This is a genomic window from Segatella copri (assembly GCF_024330485.1).
Taxonomy (GTDB): Bacteria; Bacteroidota; Bacteroidia; order Bacteroidales; family Bacteroidaceae; genus Prevotella; species Prevotella copri_L.
Map to the genome: position 1 here is coordinate 1 of NZ_JANDWX010000025.1, position 17,186 is coordinate 17,186.

A 17,186-nucleotide genomic window follows, 5' to 3' on the forward strand; every position below is an offset into this window, starting at 1 on the left:
AGATTTAAAATTATGTAACTTTGCAGCCGAAAAGGCTTCCCTGCTGGGGGCATGCCCCCAGCAGGGAGTGGGAATGAAAGTTAAGAACAAGCCTTGACACAGTTTAATTTACACCCCCTTCGCGTTTTCGATTAGATGTGAGAAACCTATATAAATTCTCTTACGGGTCACTATTCGCACAGTTCTAATTCTTTACACAGTTATCACAACTCGCATAGCTCACACTCGTCTCACTATTCATGTCGTTACTAAGAATAGTGATTCGCAAGATTATTGCGAGTTGTAAAATAATTAGGGAGGGGCGTGTTAGAATGCGCTCCTCCCTTAATATTTTATCTACTCAAGCCTTTCCTCTTCATTGGCTTCACCATCTTCGTTGCCTGTCGCAAACATCGTCTTATCCATTCTATCTTATCTTCATCCTTCTCATGTCCCCAATCCTTAGTATCGCCACTACCACTTAGGCTTTCAGCAAAGTTTGTTGATTCGTTGATATAGCTGATATACAAAAAGTACATTGCACAATGGATGATTTTATTCCCATAATTAATAAAGCTCATGGTAAAGCTATCGTCAAAGAGACGGCTGTTATTCCCAACATATTTACCATAACCAGTTATTATTTAGTATGACGTATTCTCTGTGCCTTTTTCTCATCCTTTCTCATCAGATAAGGTGATGGAGGAAGTTCTGGAAGCACATCATTGATGGCATCAATCTGACCCACCACCTTCAGCAAGAGGAGAAAAGTGGAAAGCGAAAGATTGCCCGCTGTACCATTCTCAAACTTGTGGATGGTGGTCAAGCCAAGCCCAGTAAGCTCGGCAACCTCCTTCTGGGTGAGAGCCGCTTACAAATGACGCAGATTCGCCCATCCCTTTATCTCGCACATAAATGTTTTTTCTTCAAAAAAGTCTCAAAGTATCATTATTTGCAAATATATCACTGATACATAATGAATTACAAAATGATACTTCCAAATATATTTACAAAGAAGTATCATAGAAGTATCATGAATTCAATAGAAGTATCATTAAATTACCATGATGCATCATAAAAAAACACGAAATTATAGTCAACTAAATATAGAAAAACTACAATTTGCTTGCTCAAAATAGTGCCCAAAAATTACCCCATGAAATGGGCATTCAATGCCCGCAGTACGGGCAATGAGTACCCAACACTTGGTCTATCGATGCCCGTCACTTGATCCCTTAGTGACCGTGTGACGGGCACTAAGAGACCAGCCAATGTGCTTATTTTCCTAACTACAGTTATCTGTTTTCCATCTTATTCCTGGTTAATATTGGCATACTTTATAAACTAGAAAGGTAGACACACTATCAGTTTTATAAAACGGAAATAGTAGACACTATCAATTCTATAAAACTGAAATACTAGACATTTCTTAGTTTCTGTGCCTGTATTTCTAGACATAAATCCTCAAAAAAGTCTTTTTTGCAAGCAACTTACCTGAATTTTATGATACTTCTATTGAATTTATGATACTTCCATGATACTTTTTGTAAAATAAACAGAAAAGTCTCATTTTTATAATTCTCTATATATCAATCATATACATCGGTTTTTACCACAATTAATGAGACTTTGAGACTTTTTTCGAGAAAAAACTTTTATGTGCACGAAAGAAAAGGAAAGAAGAAAGCAGTAATTATAAAAGAAAAAAGCAGCAATGGCTACTACTCCATTGCTGCTTTTTTTATATTTTACTGAACAATCTTGAAGCGGATACGCAAAGAATGAGCTTGCTCATCCCAATTGGTACCCAACAGTACAAACTTGCCAATCTGGGCTGTAGAACGGACATGCTTGCCGATACATGGACAAACATCATAATCACCGATACGAACCAGACGCAAGGTCTCGCTCGCATCATCCGGCAGACGGTCTAACTTGACATTAGCCGGAATGTGGTCACGATCCACAAACTCGTAAGTAACAGGCATATCAAGCTCTATCAGACGATTCATTTCCGTCTCAATCTCCTTCTCCTCCTGGCGGGTAGGCTTATGATCGACTACAAAGGTCATCTTACTCTTCTTTCGCTCAATATGAGCATTCTTGCTGCGATCGCAGCCAAACATGCGAACCATCAGCTGGTTGAGCAAATGCTCTGCCGTATGAGCAGGAGGGAACTCCTCCTTATGATGCTCATTCAATATGATATCACTTTCCTCCATCTTGACACTGAATTTATAGATTCTTACTCCGTTAGCATCCATTGATATCGGGAACACGCCATCCTTCTTCAACTCAACCTTCTTCTTGCCACCCGAGAACAGTTCTGTTACAAGCACCTCCTCTTCAGCAATATGGAAGAAATCGAAAGCATGACCAGGGATGCAAACCTGCAACTGGCGCGCCTCCTGAGCAAAATTGAGCACTATCAGCATGACTTCATCATCCTTCTTGCGAAGGAAGGCGAAATTGGTACGGGGATCGAAATTCTCAGAACCCGGATTCACATACATCAAATCGAAGGTCTCACCCTCGCGGATGGCTTTCTCTTCATTGGCGAAGCGAAGAAGCTGACGATAAGTGGCTGCCAGATACTTCTGCTCCTGACTCAATGCCGAGTCAGATGAATCCTGATAGGCATGTGTCAGAGTTTCAGGACTCCAATAGTCGAATATCGTGGTACGGCCATCCGTGCCGCTGAATCCTTCCTTATCCATTCCCTTTTCGCCGAATTCCTGACCGCTGTAAAGCATGAAAGGATTCTTCTGGAAGAAGAGACTCATGGCTGCAGCAGGAATCGCCTTCATGGCTGAGCCACAGAAGAAATCGCTGGCGATGCGCTGCTCATCATGATTCTCAAGGAAATAGAGCATGTGATCGCGGATATCATCCACTACCTGCCACTCGTGAGTGATACTGGCTGCCGGACGCTCACCACGAACCACGCCACGCAGGCAATCATACATTCCTACTTTGTCATAAAGATAATCGAAACCAGCCTTTACAAAGTTGCGGTACTGGTTAGGATCGTAAACCTCACCGATAACGACGATATGAGGATACTTCGCCTTCAATATTCCTGTAGCGTATGACCAGAAGGCCGTTGGCACCATTTCTGCCATATCACAGCGGAAGCCATCTACACCCTTGCTTGCCCAGAAGAGGAGGATATCTGTCATCTTACCCCATGTGTTTGGCACTGGTTCATAATGATAGCTTCTGCCTCCTGCATCACAGTAATCTACACCGTAATTGAGTTTCACGGTCTCATACCAGTCGTTACAGCCAGGATGGTTATCAAACCGGTCGTTTCCTGTAGCTCTGGCTGGGCTCTCGGTATAAGGTTCATAAATCTTGGCATCTTTCGCAGAAAAAGCCTTGAACTCTGGTTTGGAACGACGGATTTCATTCAAATCCAAATCGCCCCATGCATAATAGAAATTATTCCTAGTAGAGAAGTGCATGTTCGGATCATCATCTTCTCCCAAATCCCGTACACCTGTTGGTTTGCAAATGGAATGATACTCTCGGGCTACATGGTTCGGAACGAAATCCATGATTACTTTCATACCTGCCTTGTGAGTACGCTCTATCAGCTGCTCCCACTCTTTCATTCTCATACTGACATTCACAGCCAAGTCTGGATCGATATCATAGTAGTCGGTAATAGCATATGGCGAACCTGCTTTTCCCTTCACTACCTCTGCATGCTGAGTAGGAATTCCATAAGAAGAGTAGTTTGTCTGAGTGGCATGACGAATCACACCCGTATACCAAATATGTGTAAATCCCATATCGTGGATGCTAGCCAAAACTTCATCAGAGAAATTATTCAGCTTTCCGCAACCATTTTCTTCGATGGTACCATTTTCCTTACAGGTTGTATTCTGATTTCCGAAGAGTCGTGGGAGAACCTGGTATATAATAACTTTTTCCTTCATTTAGCGGCTTTACTAAAAAAAATGAAACGTTTTACCTTTCCAACAACGCCTTTGCTGAAAAGATAAAACGTTGAATAGTGTTATTGTTGATTAAGCAATACCATGGGCGGCAACATTCTTGTCGATGCGGCCAATCATGCCCTGCAATGCCTTGCCAGGACCACACTCTGTAAAGTCATCAGCACCATCAGCAATCATAGCCTGTACAGATGAAGTCCAACGTACAGAGCTTGTAAGCTGTGCGATGAGGTTCTGCTGAATCTCAGCTGGATCAGTATGAGGCTTACCGTCTACATTCTGGTAAACCGGGCACTTAGGAGCAGAGAATGTAGTCTTCTCGATGGCAGCCTGAAGTTCATCCTTAGCTGGCTGCATCAATGGAGAGTGGAAAGCACCACCAACCTTCAAAGGCAATGCACGCTTAGCACCGGCAGCCTTCAGCTTCTCGCAAGCAGCATTGATAGCATCTACGTTACCAGAGATAACGAGCTGACCAGGGCAGTTGTAGTTAGCAGCAACTACCACGTTACCTTCTGTACTTACCTCAGCGCAGACTTCCTCAATCTTCTCATCTGGCAAACCGATGATGGCAGCCATGGTACCAGGGTTAGCCTCGCAAGCCTTCTGCATAGCATTGGCACGGGCAGCAACAAGTTTCAAACCATCCTCGAAAGCCATAGCACCGGCAGCAACCAATGCAGAGAACTCACCGAGAGAGTGACCAGCAACCATAGCTGGCTTGAACTCCTCACCCAGGCAAAGAGCAGAGATAACAGAATGGAGGAATACAGCAGGCTGGGTAACCTTAGTTTCCTTCAACTGATCGTCGGTTCCGGCGAACATGATATCAGTAATCTTGAAGCCGAGAATCTCGTCGGCCTTATCAAAAAGTTCTTTTGCCAATGCGTTGTTATCGTAGAGATCCTTACCCATACCTACGAACTGAGAACCCTGTCCAGGGAAAACAAATGCTTTCATTTTATCCTTATATTTTTTAGTTTATAATAAATATTCCTGCAATATACATGAATTCTTTGAATCCGACTGCAAAGGTACAATAAAATTCTGAGAATCAGCAGAGAATATTAAAAAATAAAGTTATATATTCTAAATTACTACAAGAATGGTAAAAACTTTCCATTCTGAATGCGGAACAGGCATAAAAAAATCCCTAATGCCTTTCGGCAAAAGGGATCTTTATATTAATTTGCTTTACAGTGCGAAAAATATCGTACTTCATACAAATTGATTGAGCTAGGATTATTCAGCTGCTGGAGCCTCTTCCTCAGCTGCAGCCTCAGCAGGTGCCTCAACTGGAGCCTCCTCAGCAGCAGGAGCTGCAACAGGAGCGTTCTCAGCAACAACGTTAACTGGAACCTTAACCTCAACCTCCTTGTGGTAGTGTACAGTAGCCTCGTACTCACCAACCTTCTTAGCATCCTTCATAGTGATGATCTTGCGATCAACCTCGATGCCCTTCTTAGCGAGTTCCTCAGCAACAGTTGCAGCGTTAACTGAGCCATAGAGCTGACCAGTAGCGCTCACCTTAGCAGCAATAGTAAGAACAATGCCCTCGAGAGCCTCGCCCTTCTTAACAGCCTCAGCCTTGATAGCCTCAAGCTTGTGAGCCTGCTGCTTCAAATCCTCAGCCAACTGCTTCTTAGCAGATGGAGATGCGATAACAGCCTTACCTGTAGGGATAAGGAAGTTACGACCATAACCACTCTTTACATTTACGATATCGTTCTTATATCCAAGACCGATAATATCTTGCTTCAAAATAATTTCCATTCTTCTTTATCCTCCTTAAATTACTTCATCAAATCGGTTACGTAAGGAAGCAAAGCGATCTGGCGAGCACGCTTTACAGCCTGTGCTACACGGCGCTGATACTTCAAAGATGTACCTGTGATACGACGTGGAAGGATTTTACCCTGCTCGTTCAAGAACTTCTTCAAGAACTCTGGATCCTTGTAGTCGATGTACTTAATACCGCTCTTCTTGAAACGGCAATACTTCTTCTTCTTTGTGTCGATAGAAGGAGCAGTCAAATAACGGATTTCTGATTTCTGATCTGCCATGATTAAGCCTCCTCTTTTTTACCAAGCTTTGCACGACGCTTCTCTGCGTAAGCGGCAGCATACTTGTCAAGTTTAACAGTCATGTAACGAATTACTTTCTCGTCGCGGCGATAAGCTGTTTCGAGCTTAGCGATAACAGTTGGCTCAGCCTTGAACTCAACCAAGCTGTAGAAGCCTGATGTCTTCTTCTCGATGTTGTAAGCCAACTTCTTCAAACCCCAAGCCTCTTTGTTCAGAATCTCAGCACCATTATCGGTGAGTACCTTCTCGAACTTAGCGACCGTTTCCTTCATCTGTTCATCAGACAAAACGGGAGTCAAAATGAAAACGGTTTCGTATTGATTCATACTACTTTAAATGATTAAATATTAATATAAAAATTCTCATGCAAACCGGAAAATGTGTGCGGAAACACAGCCTTTTCACGAATTGCGGTGCAAAATTACGACTTTTTCTTGAATTAACCAAATATTTTTCGTACTTTTGCACAAAATAATTGTTAATAGTATAAAAACAACCTCTAAATTGTAAAGAATATGGCAAAAATGAACAAGAAACTGATTACTCTGCTCCATACCCTACCATCTATGGGCATGGCTTTCATCGTTTTAGGCGTCCTGCTGATGGTTGCCAGTTTTGCGTTTTCTATCAAGGGAAACAGCGCACTCTTCGCAGGTCTCTTTTTCATCCTGGCAGGAATAGCAGGATTTGTATATTCATTAAAAAAAGGATAAGCCGGTCACCGACTTATCCTTTTTATATCTTTGAGAATCTTTTCCCAATTACAGAATCATTTAATCTTCGTTAGGAACTATCAGTTTGTATCCCTTACCATGGATATTGATGATTTCAATCTGAGGATCGTCCTTCAAATGCTTACGGAGTTTGGTGATATAAACATCCATTGAGCGTGCATTGAAGTAATTGTCATCAATCCAGATGGTCTTCAGAGCAAAATCGCGCTGCAGAATCTCATTAGAGTGAGCACAGAGCAAAGCAAGAAGTTCATTCTCCTTGGTGGTAAGCTTGGTCTGCTTTTCACCAATGGTAAGAAGCTGCTTCTGTGTATCGAAGGTAAAGTCACCAATGTGATACATGGTAGACTCCTTGCTCTTCTTGCCACGTACGCGGCGGAGAATAGCCTCTACACGGAATACCAATTCTTCCATAGAGAATGGTTTGGTGATATAATCATCTGCACCAATCTTGAAACCTTCAAGGATATCTTCCTTCAATGTCTTGGCAGTAAGGAAGATGATTGGGAGGTCGGCATTGGTCTGACGAATTTCCTGTGCCAGGGTAAAGCCGTCCTTCTTTGGCATCATCACGTCGAGTACTGCAATATCAAACTTATTCTTATTGAATTCCTTATAACCTACCTCGCCATCAGGGCACAGAACTGTAGTAAATCCCTTTGCCTGCAAATATTCGCGAAGCAACATACCTAAATTTTCATCGTCCTCGCAAAGCAAGATTTTAATTTTCTCTTCCATATCTTTATTCTTTAAAATTATTAATATTCTTTTAATTCTTTATTCTGTTTCTTCAAGTCTTAACTGTGAATCACCGGCAACTTGATGGTAAAGGTTGTGCCCTTTCCCAATTCGCTGTCTACCTTGATTTCACCATCATGAAGATCTACTATCTTCTTGACATAAGCCAATCCCAGTCCGAATCCCTTCACATCGTGGACATTGCCCGTATGTACGCGGTAGAACTTGTCGAAAATCTTCTTCAGATTCTCCTTCTTCATACCCAGACCGGTATCCGTGATTGAGAGATACAGATGCTCTTCATCATTCCAGGTCTTCATCGTAATGTTAAGCGGCTCGTCCGGCTTGCGGTATTTCACAGCATTGTCCATCAGATTGAAGATGACATTCTGGAAATGTACCTCATCAACATAGAGTCCCGAATCGATAGCCTCAATATCGGTATAGACCTTTCCGCCAGTATGCTCAACGCGGAGCGAGAAGGAATTGGCAATATTCTCAACCATCTCGTTCAGATCGAGTTCTTTCTTCTTGAACACCGCCTTCTTGCGGTCGAACATACTCATCTGCAATACCTTTTCTACCAGGAAACGAAGACGCTTCGATTCATCGTTGATCACGTTACCCAGATGTTTCTGCATCTGTTCGCTCTTTGCCACCGAGGTATCATTGAGCATCTGCGCTGCCAGACTGATACTGGCTATCGGCGTCTTCAGTTCGTGGGTCATATTATTGATGAAGTCGTTCTTTATCTCTGTATATCTCTTTTGTCTGAAGATGACCACAATGGTAAAGATGAAGGTAATCAGCAGTACCAGCGTGAAGATGACACTAGGAATCATGAAGCGCACACTGGAGAAGATATAGCTGTTCATATCCGGGAAATGCACCCTTACTACGCCCATCTTCGACTGTGGGTCGTTGCGGAAGAGCACCTGTGAGTAGCTGTATTCCTCACCCTCGTCCGTATAGTCAGGACAGCGGTAAACCTCTCGTCCATCCTGAGTAGTCACGGTGAAATGATAAGGTATGTTGATACCATTATTCATCATCTCAGCCTTGAGGTCCTGATCGAGCTGTTTGAAGTTGATTCTCTCCTTCAGCGGCTTGTCTGATGCCGAATAAAGGATAGAATATACCACCTCATCCAGCAACGCTTTCTGATAGACATAGCGGTTCTTCACGATTTCCTGAAGCGACTTCTGTGTTTCTGTCAGCGAATTCTTATCGCTACGCAGTATCATCGCCTTCGGCATATTGCCAGGATGTGTGGCATTTGTCTTCAGCTCGAAAGTTGAATAAACTGCCGTTCCCTTGTTCTTATCTTTATTGGCCTTACGTTCTGTCTCGTTGACATTCTTTTCGAGATAGCGCAGAGTTTCATTAAGCTCCAAATTTCTTGAAGCTTGATACAGGGCTCTGTTGACCGACTCGTCAAACTGTTCCTTCTTCATGTTTACCATCTCCTGGATGTAACTGAGCTGCAAGTACAGCAGCGCAAGGAACGAAAAGCCCATGATAATGGCTATGGTCCAAATCGTTTTCTTCTTCATGGGGGCAAAGATAAGAAATTTCTTAATCAGTTAACTTAAAATCGTTAATTAATTATTTACTCTTTCTAGTTTTTAACATTTTTCCGTATTTTTAGTTTCGTATATAAAACTAAATTTTCATTTTTCATAAAAAAAGAGAGGAAGTATACATATCACATGCACACTTCCCCATATTGGTCATATCAACATAAAATTTTAATTTATATAAGAGAGATTTTTCTCTAACCTAACAATTGCTATTCAGCATCCTTCTCCAATTCAGCCTCATGATCCGCAATCAGCTTACTCTGAATGTCGGAAGGAACCAACTCGTAGCTGGCAAACTTGGTAGTGAATGAAGCACGTCCACCTGTCAATGAACTCAGAGAGATAGAATAGCTGGCAAGTTCCTTCAGAGGAATCTTGGCACTCAGCTTCTGATAACCAGCCTCGCTGTCCATACCCATAATGAGAGCACGGCGTCCCTGGAGATCACTCATCACATCACCCATGAAATCAGCAGGCACATAAACCTCAAGATCATAGATAGGCTCCAGAATCTTCGGGCCAGCCTGTTTGAAGGCATCGCTGAACGCATGGCGGGCAGCAAGCATGAACGAAAGTTCATTACTATCTACTGGGTGCATCTTACCATCATAAACGATGACACGTACATCACGTGCATAACTGCCCGTCAACGGACCATGTTCCATACAGTCCATAACACCCTTCAGAATAGCTGGCATGAAACGGGCATCAATGGCACCACCAACCACAGAGTTGAGGAATACCAGTTTACCACCCCATGGCAAGCTAACCTCTTCACGGCTCTTGATATTCATCTTGAACTCCTGACCGTTGAAGGTAAATGACGTAGGATCAGGCATACCTTCTGCGTATGGTTCAACTATGAGATGCACCTCACCAAACTGACCGGATCCACCACTCTGTTTTTTATGACGGTAGTCGGCACGAGCCTTCTTGGTAATAGTCTCACGATATGGAATACGTGGCTCTTCGAAAGTCACATTGAGTTTCTCGTTGTTTTCCAGACGCCACTTCAGTGTGCGGAGATGGAACTCACCCTGACCTCTTACGATTACCTGACGCAATTCCTTGCTCTGGTCAACAATCCAAGTAGGGTCTTCCTGGCGCATCTTCAGGAGTGCAGCCATCAGTTTCTCTGTATCCTGAACATTGGCAGCCTTGATAGCACGTGAATACTTAGGGTTAGGATATTTAATGAAGTCGAAACGCCACTCAGCCCCCTTACCATTAAGGGTATTGCCGGTCTTCACATCCTTCATCTTCACGGTACAGCCGATATCACCGGCATTCAACTGCTCTACAGGCACACGGTTGGCACCCGCACAGGCATAAATCTGTCCGATACGCTCCTTGGAGCCACGATCTGCATTAGTCAGGTCGTCACCATTCTTGATAGAGCCGCTCATCACCTTGAAGTAGCTAACCTCACCGATATGAGGTTCCATACCAGTCTTGAAGAAGTAAACACTCTCAGGACCATTGCTGTCTGGCGTAATTTCCTCACCACGTGTATTATGCAGTTTCGGCATCTCGCTTACGAAAGGAACCACATTGCCCAGGAACTCCATCAGGCGGTGAACGCCCATCGACTTACCTGCACAAACGCAGAACACAGGGAAGATGCTACGGGTAACCAATCCCTTGCGGATGCCCTCGCGAAGTTCATCTTCTGTCAGACTCTCGCTCTCGAAGAACTTCTCCATCAGTCCCTCATCGTTCTCGGCTGCAGCCTCAACAAGAGCCGTATGAAGTTCCATGGCTTTCTCCATTTCCTCTTCTGGAATATCTTCTATAATAGGAGCACCGCCCTCAGGCTTCCAGGAATATTTTTTCATCAATAAGACGTCAATGAGAGCATTGAAGCCTGAACCGGTCTCGATAGGATATTGTATCTGCACACACTTAGAACCGTAAATGTCCTTCATGGTGGCTATGATATTATCAAAGTCGCACTTGTCTGAGTCGAGCTGGTTTACCAGGAAGATGACAGGTTTACCCAACTTCTCTGTATAACGGAAGTTATTCTGTGTACCTACTTCTGGACCATACTGACCATTAATAAGGATAACTGCCTGATCGGTAACATTGAGTGAAGTAATGGCGCCTCCCACGAAATCATCGCTACCTGGGCAATCTATAATGTTAAGCTTCTTGTTGTTCCACTCTACATGAAAAACTGTAGGGAACACAGAGTAGCCGTATTCCAACTCAACTGGGAAGTAGTCGCTCACCGTATTTTTCGCTTCTACAGAGCCTTTACGCTTGATAACGCCTGCTTCAAATAACATACTCTCGGCAAGTGTAGTCTTGCCGCTACCCGCACTGCCCAACAGCGCAATGTTTTTAATCTCATTTGTCTGATAAACTCTCATGACGCTTATAGATTTTTAAGGGTTATACTTAAATTTGCTAGTTGCAATCCACAGTCAAACCACCGGTTTTTCTGTTTCATGCTACTAAAGTACAAAAAAAATCGCACTTTGCCAAAAGTTTTGGGCAAAAAACTTCTGTTTTTTAAAATATATTAGTACTTTTGCACTTTGTTTAGACATGTTTTTGTCTTTACACCTTATTATATATAGAAAAAGAAGTTCAGAAATATGGCAGGACTATACATACATATCCCCTTTTGTGAAAGCCGGTGCATCTACTGCGGTTTTTACAGTACCACCTCCCTCAAGTTAAGGGATGATTACACTGATGCTCTCTGCCGGGAGATGCAGATGCGCCCGGCAAAAGCCGCTCTCGGAAGCAATGAAACTATCGAAACCATCTATCTGGGCGGTGGAACCCCGAGTCAGCTCAACGGCTCCCAACTCAACCAGATTTTCTCTGCTATCAGAAAAAACTATACGCTGGCAGAGAATATGGAGATCACGATGGAATGCAATCCAGACGATGTAACCGGCGATTTCTGTGAAACGCTGAAGAAACTCCCCATCAACCGCATCAGCATGGGGGCACAGACCTTCTGTAACGAGCGTTTACGCTTTCTGCATCGCCGTCATAATGCCGGAGAGGTAGAAGAAGCCGTCACCCGACTCCGTAACATCGGCATCCGCAATATCAGTATCGACCTGATGTTCGGATTCCCCGAAGAATCTCTTTCCCAATGGATGAGCGATATCAGGCACGCCATACAGCTGGATGTGGAACACATATCTGCCTACAGTCTGATGTACGAAGAGGGAACTCCCCTCTACCATATGCTGAAACAGGGAAAGATTAGCGAAATTGATGAAGAAACCAGTCGCAAGATGTATGAAACCCTGATAGACCAGCTTACTGGAGCAGGCTACGAACATTATGAAATCAGCAATTTTGCCCGTCCGGGGTTCCGTTCACGTCACAACAGCAGTTACTGGCACGAGGTACCATATATCGGAATAGGAGCAGCAGCCCACTCCTACAACAGGAAGCAGCGCAGCTGGAATATCGAAAATATCCAGACTTATATTCGAAGCATCGGCGATGGCATTCTGCCTTCTGAGAGTGAACAGCTAGATATTTCCACCCGACACAATGATCTGATAACAACCGCCTTGCGAACAAGCGACGGAATAAACCTCATGAAAATGGAGCAGGAATTCGGAAAAGAACTGGCAGACAGACTGCTCCAGGAAGCCCAGTCGCATATCAGCCGGGGGCTGATGAAAATAAAGAACGGCAGACTCTCCCTCACTCGGGAAGGTCTTTACATATCGGATGATGTGATGAGTGATTTCATGATTATATAATGGTTTCAATAAACAAAAAAGCCTTGGACTCTAATTCCAAGGCTCTAATTTCTTTAAACCATTTTTCTTGTATACTTCATAATAAAAAGCTTTAATGCTCTTGACCACTTGTATGGTAGATTTCTTTTTCTGCAACATAGGCTTAACCAGCTGCATCACAGCAAAACAAACTACCACAATAAGCAATACTACTGCCCAAGAGAGAATCTCACTCTGAATATTCAAAATTGGTTGGAGGCCAATGCCCAAAGCCACAGGCAGGATAAAACAGACCCAATCTATCGGGCTGTCAAGCTTGGTTGATTCGATATATTCATCGCGTAGTGCTTTTGGAGCATTCAAGATTAATCTTTTCTGGTGCTTATTCCAGTAATCTTCAAATTCTTTTTCCATGCAATCCATTTACTGTTTTGTCTTAAAACTAGACGGTTAAAACTTCAATACTTATACTTTTCTTTATACTTTTCGGCTACAAAGATAAGAATAATTATTCATTTCTCCAAGATTTACTACATACTACGTTGAATATTTAACGTATATTAATTCTAATGGTCAAAACAAAAACTTCACTGCATCACTTGACAATAGCCTGCTTGTACATAGACAGGAAAAGGCAACACCCTACGACGGGCATTGCCTTTCTTGTATAATAACAAAGAGGAATTTTATCTCTCATTAAGTGGCTTATACTCCAGTTCGCCAAGAATATTCTTATATGCAGGACGGATAATACGACGGCCTTCGAAATTGAGTTCTTCAATACGATGGGCTGTCCAACCCACGATACGTGCCATGGCGAAAATAGGTGTATAGATTTCCTGTGGCAAACCAATCATTTCATAGATAAAGCCACTGTAGAAATCAAGATTTGCACACGCTGGCTTGCTGCCTCCACGGTGTTCCTGCAGACATTTGATACCTTCCTGCTCTATCAACTTCAGGAAATTATACTCGTCTTCTCTACCCTTTTCCTTGGCAAGTTCACCTGCTAGGCGCTTCAGTTCAACGGCACGTGGGTCACTCAAAGTATAGACCGCATGACCGATACCATAAATGAGACCAGTCTTGTCATAAGCCTCCTTGTTGAGCATTCGCTTAAGGTAAGTATCAAGTTCAGTTACATTACCCCAATCCTTGATAGCTTCTTTCAAGTGGTGGAACATATTGATAACCTTGATATTGGCACCACCATGCAAAGGACCCTTTAAACTACCGATACCAGCAGCAATAGAACTGTAAGTATCTGTACGGGTAGAAGATGTTACACGTACTGTAAAGGTTGAGTTGTTACCACCACCATGTTCTGCCTGGATAATCAGGAGAAGGTCGAGCATACGGGCATCCAGTTCGGAATAGTTTTCATGCTTCATCATATAAAGAAAGTTCTCTGCAATAGAGAGATTCTCACGAGGATGACGAATATGTAGACTTCTACCCTGAACAGAGTGACGGTAGATATTGTATGCATAAGCAATGATGGTCGGGAACTTGGCAATCAACTCAATGCTCTGGCGCATCAGATTGTCACGGCTGATGTCATCCGGATTCGGATCGAAGGTGTACATTTCGAGCACACAACGGGCCAGGATGTTCATGATGTTGCTGCCTTCCAGCTCGATGATATGGGTAATCGTACGATGATCAAGCGGCATATTATCGTTCAGGAGTTCTCTGAAAGCATCCAATTCCTCCTTATCAGGCAACTGGCCCGAAAGCAGCAGGAAGGCTACTTCCTCGAATCCGAAACGCTTCTCCTTCAAGAGAGGAGTTACCAGGTCATCAAGTTCATAACCACGATAATAAAGTTTACCCTCTGTAGGGGTCAACTTACCTTCTGCATCGCGCTCATAACCCACTACATTACCGATATTGGTCAGTCCGACCAACACACCAGAGCCATCCTCATTACGAAGTCCACGCTTCACATTGAACTTCTTGAATGCATCCTTATCAATCTTGCATGAGTTTTTTACCTCATCGCTTAATTTATATATTAAATATTCTTTATTCATAACTGTTACTTTTTTAGCTGTATGGCTACAACTATTATTTCTTTGCTGCAAAGTTCAATGCAGAACCAGCCTTAAACCATGCAATCTGTGTATCATTATAAGTATGCTCAACCTCGAAACTATCCTCAGAACCATCCTTGTGCTTCAGGGTGACGGTGAGTTTAGAACCTGGAGCAAACTCCTTCAAACCTGTCAAAGAGATGCGGTCGTCCTCCTGCACCTTATTATAATCATCCTTGTTGCAGAATGTGAGGGCAAGCATACCCTGCTTCTTCAGGTTGGTTTCGTGGATGCGGGCGAAACTCTTGGCGAGAATCACCTTCACGTTGAGAAAACGAGGCTCCATAGCTGCATGCTCACGGGAAGAACCTTCACCATAGTTATCCTCTGCCACCACGATGCTGCTGATGCCTTTTGCCTTGTAAGCCTTGGCAGCGGTAGAAACCTCGACATAAGCACCATCCAACTGGTTCTTCACCTTATTGCTCTCACCGTTAAAGGCATTAACGGCACCCATTAAAAGGTTGTCGGAGATGTTCTGCAAATGTCCACGGAACTTCAGCCAAGGACCCGCCATAGAGATGTGGTCGGTGGTACATTTGCCCTCGGTTTTGATAAGAAGCGGCATATCTGTCAGGTCTTTTCCATCCCATGGAGCAAACGGAGCAAGTTTCTGGAGTCGGTTGCTGTCAGGCGCAATAACTACCTCTACATTGGCATTTTCTTCGCTTGGAGCAATGAATCCCTTATCCTCTACGGCAAACCCCTTAGGTGGGAAGGTGAAACCTGTAGGCGCATCGAGCATCACGCTGTTGCCCTCCTTATCCAACAAGGTATCGGTAGCCGGATTGAAGTCGAGACGGCCCGCAATGGTGAGAGCCACGGTGAGCTCAGGACTGCCGATGAAGGCAAACGTATTAGGGTTACCATCAGCACGGCGGCGGAAGTTTCGGTTGAAAGAAGTGACGATGGCATTCTTGCGCGTATTATCGTCGGTATGACGCTTCCACTGTCCGATGCAAGGACCGCAGGCATTGGTCATGATGAGGGCTCCAATCTTCTTGAAATCATCAAGGATGCCATCACGCTCGGCTGTATAGCGAATCTGCTCTGAACCCGGGTTGATGATAAGCTGTCCCTTAACCTCAATACCTTTCTCATAAGCCTGACGGGCAATGCTGGCAGCACGGGCCAAGTCTTGATAAGAAGAGTTGGTACAGCTACCTACCAATCCTACTTCTACTACCATCGGATAATCGTTGGCAGGACCTTTTGCCTTCATGTGAGAGATTGGTGTGGCTGCATCTGGAGTGAACGGACCGTTAAGATGAGGTTCAACCTTAGAAAGGTCGATTTCAACAATCTGGTCGTAGAAAGCAGACGGATCTGCCAACACCTCATCATCAGCACGGAGTTCGGCTGCATTCATCTGTGCGAGAGATGCAATTTCTTCACGGCCTGTCTTGCGGAGATACTCGCTGGCATTCTGGTCGAATGGGAAGATAGAGCATGTGGCACCCAATTCGGCTCCCATGTTACAGATGGTAGCCTTGCCGGTGGTAGAGATGCTGTCCAATCCCTCGCCGAAGTATTCGAGGATGGCGTTGGTTCCGCCCTTTACGGTAAGGATGCCGAGGATTTCGAGAATCACATCCTTAGGAGTGGCCCAGCCAGAGAGTTTACCTGTGAGATGCACACCAATGAGACGTGGCATCTTGAGTTCCCAAGGCTGACCGGTCAACACATCTACGGCATCAGCACCACCTACACCTACTGCCACCATGCCGAGACCGCCGGCATTAGGAGTATGAGAATCGGTACCCACCATCATACCTCCAGGGAATGCATAGTTTTCGAGCACTACCTGATGGATGATTCCGGCACCAGGTCCCCAGAATCCGATATGATATTTCTGAGAAACAGATTTCAGAAAGTCATATACCTCTTTATTAGTCTTACATGCCTCAGGAAGGTCTTGCGTAGCGCCCACATCGGCACGAATCAAGTGATCACAATGTACGGAAGCAGGTACGGCCACCTTGTCCTTACCCGCATTCATGAACTGCAAGAGTGCCATTTGCGCAGTCGCATCCTGCATCGCCACGCGATTAGGACGGAAGTCAACATATTCTATACCTCTTTTATATGGTCGCAACTGTGTAGGGTCGAAAAGATGCGCAAAGAGCACCTTCTCGGCATAAGTAAGAGGTCGTTTCACCGTAGCCTTAGCCTGGGCTACACTTTCCGAATACGAAGCGTAAAAGCTTCTCAGCATTTCAATGTCCAATATCATCTTGTTCACAATTTTAATTAATTATACACTCTTTCGAGCAATTCTGTTTGCAAAAATACAACTTTTTCTA

General features: G+C 44.0%; 14 protein-coding genes and 1 pseudogene. 2 read left to right on the forward strand and 13 right to left on the reverse strand.

What is annotated here, in order from left to right:
* Positions 1–332: 332 nt before the first annotated feature.
* From NNC77_RS12225 to rpsF, 7 genes and pseudogenes are all read right to left on the reverse strand, one after another.
* A complete protein-coding gene (locus NNC77_RS12225; RefSeq protein WP_147347065.1) occupies positions 333–518 on the reverse strand; it encodes a hypothetical protein in 186 nt (61 codons plus the stop codon).
* Between the two features lie 101 nt (positions 519–619).
* A pseudogene (locus tag NNC77_RS12230) lies at positions 620–844 on the reverse strand (helix-turn-helix domain-containing protein); the annotation flags it as partial.
* A gap of 883 nt (positions 845–1,727) precedes the next feature.
* The gene (locus NNC77_RS12235; RefSeq protein ID WP_254971230.1) at positions 1,728–3,920 is read right to left on the reverse strand and encodes an alpha-amylase family glycosyl hydrolase; all 2,193 of its coding nucleotides are present in this window, start codon (positions 3,918–3,920) and stop codon (positions 1,728–1,730) included.
* A 90-nt stretch (positions 3,921–4,010) separates the two neighbouring features.
* Positions 4,011–4,898: an ACP S-malonyltransferase gene (gene fabD / locus NNC77_RS12240; RefSeq protein ID WP_254971232.1), complete on the reverse strand. Its 888-nt coding sequence runs from the start codon at positions 4,896–4,898 to the stop codon at positions 4,011–4,013.
* 282 nt (positions 4,899–5,180) lie between these two features.
* Complete coding sequence (gene rplI, locus NNC77_RS12245) at positions 5,181–5,711, reverse strand: 50S ribosomal protein L9 (RefSeq protein ID WP_006847400.1); 531 nt, start codon at positions 5,709–5,711, stop codon at positions 5,181–5,183.
* A gap of 20 nt (positions 5,712–5,731) precedes the next feature.
* Positions 5,732–6,001 carry a 30S ribosomal protein S18 gene (rpsR, locus tag NNC77_RS12250; protein WP_006847399.1) on the reverse strand — a complete coding sequence of 90 codons (270 nt, stop codon included), beginning with the start codon at positions 5,999–6,001 and terminating at the stop codon, positions 5,732–5,734.
* 2 nt (positions 6,002–6,003) lie between these two features.
* On the reverse strand, positions 6,004–6,348 hold the full coding sequence (gene rpsF, locus NNC77_RS12255) for a 30S ribosomal protein S6 (RefSeq protein WP_006847398.1): 345 nt from the start codon (positions 6,346–6,348) through the stop codon (positions 6,004–6,006).
* Positions 6,349–6,537: 189 nt separating this feature from the next.
* On the opposite strand from rpsF, the gene NNC77_RS12260 reads away from it, so the two are divergent.
* Entirely contained in the window at positions 6,538–6,735 is a 198-nt protein-coding gene (locus NNC77_RS12260; RefSeq protein WP_117587116.1) for a hypothetical protein, read from the forward strand.
* A 60-nt stretch (positions 6,736–6,795) separates the two neighbouring features.
* On the opposite strand, the gene rprY is transcribed toward NNC77_RS12260, so the two are convergent.
* From rprY to NNC77_RS12275, 3 genes are all read right to left on the reverse strand, one after another.
* Positions 6,796–7,494, reverse strand: coding sequence for a response regulator transcription factor RprY (gene rprY, locus NNC77_RS12265; protein ID WP_006847396.1), 699 nt, complete (start codon positions 7,492–7,494; stop codon positions 6,796–6,798).
* Between the two features lie 59 nt (positions 7,495–7,553).
* A complete protein-coding gene (locus tag NNC77_RS12270; RefSeq protein ID WP_006847395.1) occupies positions 7,554–9,047 on the reverse strand; it encodes a sensor histidine kinase in 1,494 nt (497 codons plus the stop codon).
* Positions 9,048–9,283: 236 nt separating this feature from the next.
* Positions 9,284–11,446 (reverse strand): elongation factor G, encoded by a 2,163-nt coding sequence (locus tag NNC77_RS12275; protein ID WP_006847394.1) that lies wholly within the window; start codon positions 11,444–11,446, stop codon positions 9,284–9,286.
* A gap of 228 nt (positions 11,447–11,674) precedes the next feature.
* On the opposite strand from NNC77_RS12275, the gene hemW reads away from it, so the two are divergent.
* A complete protein-coding gene (gene hemW, locus NNC77_RS12280; protein WP_254971235.1) occupies positions 11,675–12,811 on the forward strand; it encodes a radical SAM family heme chaperone HemW in 1,137 nt (378 codons plus the stop codon).
* Between the two features lie 30 nt (positions 12,812–12,841).
* Here hemW and NNC77_RS12285 read toward each other — a convergent pair whose 3' ends face one another.
* The 3 genes from NNC77_RS12285 to NNC77_RS12295 form a co-directional block, all read right to left on the reverse strand.
* On the reverse strand, positions 12,842–13,204 hold the full coding sequence (locus NNC77_RS12285) for a hypothetical protein (protein WP_254971238.1): 363 nt from the start codon (positions 13,202–13,204) through the stop codon (positions 12,842–12,844).
* Between the two features lie 272 nt (positions 13,205–13,476).
* The gene (locus tag NNC77_RS12290) at positions 13,477–14,823 is read right to left on the reverse strand and encodes a citrate/2-methylcitrate synthase (protein ID WP_117727882.1); all 1,347 of its coding nucleotides are present in this window, start codon (positions 14,821–14,823) and stop codon (positions 13,477–13,479) included.
* Between the two features lie 34 nt (positions 14,824–14,857).
* Positions 14,858–17,116, reverse strand: a complete 2,259-nt coding sequence (locus NNC77_RS12295) for an aconitate hydratase (RefSeq protein WP_254971255.1) — start codon at positions 17,114–17,116, stop codon at positions 14,858–14,860.
* Positions 17,117–17,186 lie beyond the last annotated feature (70 nt).